Annotated in this window: 5 protein-coding genes; 2 read left to right on the top strand and 3 right to left on the bottom strand. The window is 64.5% G+C overall.

Features of this window, described 5'->3' with window-relative positions:
• Positions 1-767 (top strand): hypothetical protein (locus ABIV12_RS16860; RefSeq protein WP_348061490.1); only part of this gene is annotated, 767 nt, incomplete at its 5' end.
• A 79-nt stretch (positions 768-846) separates the two neighbouring features.
• On the top strand, positions 847-2,337 hold the full coding sequence (locus ABIV12_RS16855) for a hypothetical protein (RefSeq protein WP_348061488.1): 1,491 nt from the start codon (positions 847-849) through the stop codon (positions 2,335-2,337).
• Between the two features lie 403 nt (positions 2,338-2,740).
• Here ABIV12_RS16855 and ABIV12_RS16850 read toward each other — a convergent pair whose 3' ends face one another.
• The 3 genes from ABIV12_RS16850 to ABIV12_RS16840 all read right to left on the bottom strand — a co-directional run.
• On the bottom strand, positions 2,741-2,890 hold the full coding sequence (locus tag ABIV12_RS16850) for a hypothetical protein (protein ID WP_348061486.1): 150 nt from the start codon (positions 2,888-2,890) through the stop codon (positions 2,741-2,743).
• A 309-nt stretch (positions 2,891-3,199) separates the two neighbouring features.
• Positions 3,200-4,744, bottom strand: coding sequence for a choice-of-anchor Q domain-containing protein (locus ABIV12_RS16845; protein WP_348061484.1), 1,545 nt, complete (start codon positions 4,742-4,744; stop codon positions 3,200-3,202).
• A 183-nt stretch (positions 4,745-4,927) separates the two neighbouring features.
• Positions 4,928-6,271 (bottom strand): tetratricopeptide repeat protein (locus ABIV12_RS16840; protein WP_348061482.1); only part of this gene is annotated, 1,344 nt, incomplete at its 5' end.

The following is a 6,271-nucleotide window of genomic DNA, read 5'->3' as shown; positions in this document are numbered from 1 at the left end:
ACGTGCCGTACACCGTCGCCTATGCGACGAACCAGATCGGCTTTCCGGTGCAGGACGATTTCTACGTCGCCGGCAGCGTCACCTCGCAGGGCGATTCGGACGTTCTCGTGCAGAAGATCTCCGGCGTGACCGGCGCCTACAAGACCGAGTTCGACGGCAATGGGTCCGCCAGCATCGATTTTGCGCATGCAGGCGGTAGCCACGACGACTATGCGGGCGGGCTCTACGTCTATCGCGACGATGTATATATCGCAGCGCAAGTCGCAAAATCGTGCACCACCGGCGTCGGCGTCGCGCGGCTCAACGGCACCACGGGTACGCTCAATACCGCGTTCGGCATCGGCGGCAAGGTCGAGTTCGGCGGCACGGATCCGGCCACCTGCAACGTCTCCTATACGCAATCGGTGTCGCCGACGGCGATGTCCGCGACGGGTGGACGCCTCGGCATCGTGGGTTCCGTCCGCAGCCTCGTGCAGGGTGTCTCCGACCAGACCGATCCGCTGCTGGGCGTGGTCGATGCGGTCAACGGCAACATTCTCGACTGGAGCCGCCGTCCGATCAGAAGGCTCGACAGCACGACCTATGGCAGCGGCATCGCCTACACCGTCTTCGGCGGCCCGGATCCTTCGTCACCGTTCACCGTCGCCGGCACCGTGCACGACGATGCCAACGGCGGCCACCTGGATTTCTTCACCAGCGTGTTTCGGCCGAGCTCGGATCTCATTTTCTACAGCGGAGTGGAGGTCGTGCGACAGATTCCCGACTAGCACTGCAGTGGATCGCTTGCGCAATGTCCGGTCGTCGGCGGCAATTGCGTATCCCGCATGGACTTAGGGAGATTTCGCGATGAACCACGGCTCCGCCAAACGATTCGCACCACTGACCGATCCGCGGGCTTGCGGTTTCTTTTGCCTGTTGACCTTCATCGGCTGCGTGGCGTCCATGACGGCGCCTGCTGCCGGCTATTCGCCGGATTCCGGATTCAACGGCGGACAGCATTACGCCGATGCATTCGCGTCGAACAGCAGTCTTCCCGGGCACACCTACAGCGGACAGCGTGTCGCGCAAGCCGCCAACGGCGACCTGATCGTTGCCGCGATCGTCGATGAAATGCAGCAGCCTTACGCCGATCAGCATCAGGCCATCGGCCTGATGCGCTACAACCGCGCCGGTGTCCGCGTGCCGTGGAGCAACCCGTCGGGGTCAGCCACCCGCTACAACAACCAGTATCTGTTTCTGCCAAACAGTTCGATTGCCTCGGTGGACGACATCAAGGTGATTGACGACAAGATCGTGGTGCTGTGGACCTCCCAGATCATCGGAGATCTTCCCGAGGCGTCGATTGGACAGATCACCGTGCTGGACGGTGGAGGACGGTTGCTCTCTTCCTACCCGCTCAACAACGGCGACGGCAATGCCGAAGGCGTTCATGGTGCGGCGCTTGCGCTCTACCACGACGTCACTTCGACCTACATTGCGGTCCTTGGCACGCAAACGCGCGAACAGCGCCCGTACTATCGACGATTCGGGCTCGCAGGCAACGGCGCGCTCACGCTCGTAGACGACGTGAGGCTGGCCACGTCTGCCTGCTGGAATCCGGTGTGGCAATGCCAGGCTAAAGGTCTGGCGATCAGCCAGGACACGACCGCGGCGCCGCCGCGCCTGTATGTGTCCTATGCGTACCGGTCGTACACCGGTGATGACGTCGATGTCGTCGTGTCGCGCTTCGACGCGCACGGCAACGGGGACCCGGCCTGGGACCCGAACAACGTGCACTGGAATCTCGCCGACGGCGGCAACGGGGACGACTGGCCTGTCGGCATCGCGGTTCGCAAGACCGGCGCGGGAACCGTCGCGTCGCCCTACCGCGACGAGGTGTTCGTCGCGACCCGCAGTGCGCGCACATGTCGCGATGGCATCGGCATGATCAAGTTCAACCATGACGGCGGTGCCGTGCGCGGGCTGATCGCGGGAGGCGGCACAACCAGCCTGAGCTGCCTCATCGGAACGTCGACGGCGGATCTGGCGAGCGCGCTGGTGATCGACCAGGATCGGCTGGTCGTCGGTGGCCGTCGAGTAACCTACCTTCGAGGCCAGAGCACGGCGACCGATGGCGAAGTCGCGAGCTTCAGCTTCGACCTGACGCCGATGACCTTGCAGACGTTTCCCTATCCGGTCGGCTCGGCGCGACAACGGGACTCGGAATTCTTCGGAGCCGTACGGTCGGATACCGGTGGTGTCGCGCTCGTCGGCGCACTGACGTTCCGGCGGGACGCCGGCGCTTCCTTGGTCGGAAAACAGCAGGTCGGAACACTGCGCGTTCGCAACGTGCCCTGACCGGCCGCAGCAGGCTTCGGGAAGACGGGCGCACGCGCGTCGGATCACCGAAAGCGTGCGTGCCTTTCGGGATGCACGACGGCGAGGGCGACACGTTGCTTGAGCAAGGGCAACACGCTCGCCGCTGTGCGAACGCGAACGTCGCGCTCGTCCGCCCATGCCATCACTTCCCACGTGACGTCATTCCCGCGAAAGCGGGAATCGCTCTTCAGCGCGGCCTTCGGGTGCCAACGCCACACCCCGGGCCACAAGCCGCCGCTGGCGCAGCCGGATCGACCTTTCGACGCGCACCAACGGAAACCTCCGCACCGAATCGAGGGGTGGGGAGCATCGTTTTCTTTTGCGCAATCCCCGAACAAGGCGGGGTGCGGAAACAGCGTCGTTCCTCGTGATCGCGAGCCTCTCAGTCGGGCACCGCAGTGCCGTCGAAATTGTCGGCAAAGATTCGATCGAGCACCCGCTCGACGGCGCTCGTCACCTCTATGCGCCATGCCACGTAAACTGCGTTTGCGGGCAGGGCGAGTGCAAGCGCAAGCACACGGGGATTCAGCATGGGGCAGAACCTGCGTCCGGAATTGCGTTTCATGGTCGTTGCATCCGCGACGGGGTGGTCGCGGGCAGCCGTGGATTGGAACGCGCAAGATCGCGGCGATCCGGATCATGCGCCTGCGTCGGAAACCGACCGATCAAACAGCGGGCTGCATCTGACCCATCGAACCCGTCCGGAAAAACGGAATCCGGTCCACGGAATTCGCCAAGCCCGGTCCACCGCACGTCATGCCGACGGTCGCCATTGCCACGTGCTCGCGTTGAGTCAGACCCTCGCTCCGCGTTGTCATCTTCCACTCGCGCCGCCGCACGCTTACGGTGCTGCGGATCCCGTTTCCACCGCTCCGACATCGCATGCTCTTCCAATGCGCCGCGCGTATCCACGTTGATCGGACGTCACCGTCAGGCACCCGTAGTCGGTGCCCTTGTCGACTGCGACACTGCTCGGCGTTGGCAGAAACGTCGGCGTCGGACCACCGTGGTCACCCAAGGCGCCCAGTGCCAACTGCATGGTCGTCGCACCGATCTGGTTTGTCGCGGACGTGAAATGGCAACTGTTGCTGCCTGTGCTGATGCTGCCTTCCACATGATCGAGGTCGATGCCGGTCGCACACGAACCGTGCACGATGCTGTTGAAGATTCGCACTTGTGCCTGCGACTGCGTGCCATACCCGCCAACCGCCGTGCCGTCGATGCCTGTTGCATACACCGTTGGTCCGACCAGGGTCACGCCGATCAGCCGCAGGATCGTCTGCCCGGCGCTGCCCCGATAGCCGACCGCACCACCGCGAGGTCCGCTCGCTGCGATGCCTGCACTGAACGTGTTGTTCGCGAACGTGCTCTGGTTGAACACCAGCGCGCTGCCATTCTCGACCAGCGCCGCACCACCGGTGTTCGACGTGCCGCGATTGCGGTCGAAGGTCGAGCGGATGACCTGAACAATGGCGTTGTCTCCGCGCACCCATAACGCGCCCGGCTGGGCGGCGCCGTCGAGCGCGACATTCTGCACGAATTCGCTATCGCGGATCAGTGCGAGTGCGCTCTTCGTGATCTCCAACGGCTCGCTGTTGGCGATGTAATGGAGACCGTCGATGAGGAGCGACGGCGTCTCTTCTTCGAACCACAATCCGTAGCGCGTGTTGCGCACCGTGACATCGGCCAGGGTGACGTCGCCGACCGACGCAATGCGCACTCCCGAACCAGTGTATGCAGAACCGTCGACCGTCACGCGTTCGATCTTCGCGGTGTACATCGTCGAGTTGCCAGGGTTGGCCTGCAGCACCGTGAGCTTGCTGAAGGTGCTGTCGGAAATGGACGTCTCAATGGCTCCCGCGATCAGCATGGAGCCGGCAACACGCGAGTGGGCGATGGTCGTGCTGCAACCCTGCGCATCCGCGATCCACACCTTGCTGGCCGCATTCGGCAGGTCGACGCCTTCGAGCGTGATGCACGAGTCGGCGAGCCCGCGCAGCTCGTAGCCGCCACTCGCATTGAGAGAGAGGTCATGAAGCGCGAACCACATGGGGAACGACTCGTCGATTTGCACCGCGGGATTGAGCGATGCGGTGGTCGTGATGCGCGTCGCTGCGGCACCGACGCCGAAGATCGACACCGAATTGTGGACGACGAGCGTGCTTTTGAGAATGTACGTGCCCGCAGCAAGCAGGACTGCATCCTGGGTGGGCATGCGGCCTGCATCGCTCACCGCTTCTCTCAGTGAACAGTCGTCCAGCCTGCATCCGTTCGGTACCGGGTCGTCGAAGCGCGTGACGACGTAGGTCATTCCGGGCGCGGCGTACGCGGGCAGGCACGCGCAGGCGAGGAGAATCCGTGTAAAGGCGATCGCGAAGCGGGGCATCGGAGGCTCCATGCGGCAGTGGATTTCCCTGATCCACGAAATTGCGCGAGTGCGGGGGCCAGACTGCCACCGACTTCGACGGATTCACGGATACGACGTACTGGAGCCGGAGCACAGCGATCGTTCCGTTCGGCCACGCAATTGTCGTGTTCCCGACATCGACCTGACGAGTTCGAGCGATGCTCAGCAGCGCCTGCCGCGCGCGTACGCATCGGCGGCTTCGCGCAGCCATGGATTCACGAACTTCGCCGTATCGACTGCGGGGAGCGCATCGCCGGCGGCCTTGCAGGCGCCGGCATGATCGAGCGCCAGCGCGCGCCAGAAACGTGCTGCCTGGATCCACGGATGGTCGTCGGCAAGTTCCACGCGCGCGTGGTCGATGGCTTGCCCGATCGCGCGCGCGGCCAGCGCGGGCGCGCGATCGATGTCCTGTCGTGCCAGCGCCGTGCGTGCGTAGAGCAGGCGTGGATCGTCCGCATTGGCAACGCTTGCGATTGTCTCCTCCAGATCCTTGCGTGGCGTCACGCTGCAATACGCATGCGGACCATCAGCGCAGGCGAGCAGCAACATCGTTCGCGCGCTCAACCTCGCGCCCCACAGGATTGCGAGGCCGCTGATGTGGTCGATCGCCCAGCGCGCGTCCTCGCGCGTCGCTGCAGCATCGCCGCGTAGCCATGCGAGCGACGCGCGCACGTAGCGGATCACCGCGCGACTCTCCTGGTTCTCGGGCCGGTCAGGCAGCCGCTGCCACGATTCATCGAGCCGCAACGCAGCCCCGTCAAGGTCGCCGGCTTCGATCAGTCGCGATGCTTCGGTTCGTACCGCGAGACTCATCAACGTGCTGGATTCGCCAGCGAGCTCGCGCGTGATTTGCAGAAATTGCGCGCACGTCTTCGCGGCGGTCGCGGGCGCCGCAAACGACACTTCGGTGACGCAGAGTTTCTGCAGATTGACGGCGCGCATCCGGCGCGGCTTGCCCCCCAGCTGGGCAAAGCCGTGTTCCGCCTCTCGGAACTTGATCAGCGCAGCGGTGATGTGCCCGGCGGCCTGCAGCGCGGCGCCCCAGTTCGACAGGCTCGACAGCACGTCGTAGCTTGCGGGTGGACGATTGATACGGTCGATTTCCGCCGACCGCTCGAAGGCGTCCGCGGCCTCGTTGAAACGACCGAGGTTGGTGAGGCCCGCGCCGACGTTGGCGTAACCCTCTGCAACGCTTTTGGCATCCGGGCCATCACGGCGGATGCGTTCGGCGAGCCCGTCGCGCTCGAGCACGAGTGCCTGTTCGCGGTGGTCGCGCTTTGTCTCGATCACGGCGAGCTGCTCCATGATGTCGATCGATGCACGATCGGTGTCGCCAGCGGCGTGCACGCGCGCCAGTGCGTCGCGCAGGATCGATTCCGAGTGCGCGTAGTCCTCGCGTTCGAGCGCCTGTCGCGCAAGAAGCACGCGCGCATCGATCGCCGCTGCGTGCGTCGCAGGCAGATTCTTCTCGGCGATGCTGTCCGCCTTGTTCGCAAGATCGCGTGC

This window comes from Dokdonella sp., assembly GCF_039926425.1.
Classification (GTDB): Bacteria; Pseudomonadota; Gammaproteobacteria; order Xanthomonadales; family Rhodanobacteraceae; genus Dokdonella_A.
Note: the sequence above shows the minus strand (reverse complement) of the source record. Positions and strands in the feature narration are given on the sequence as shown.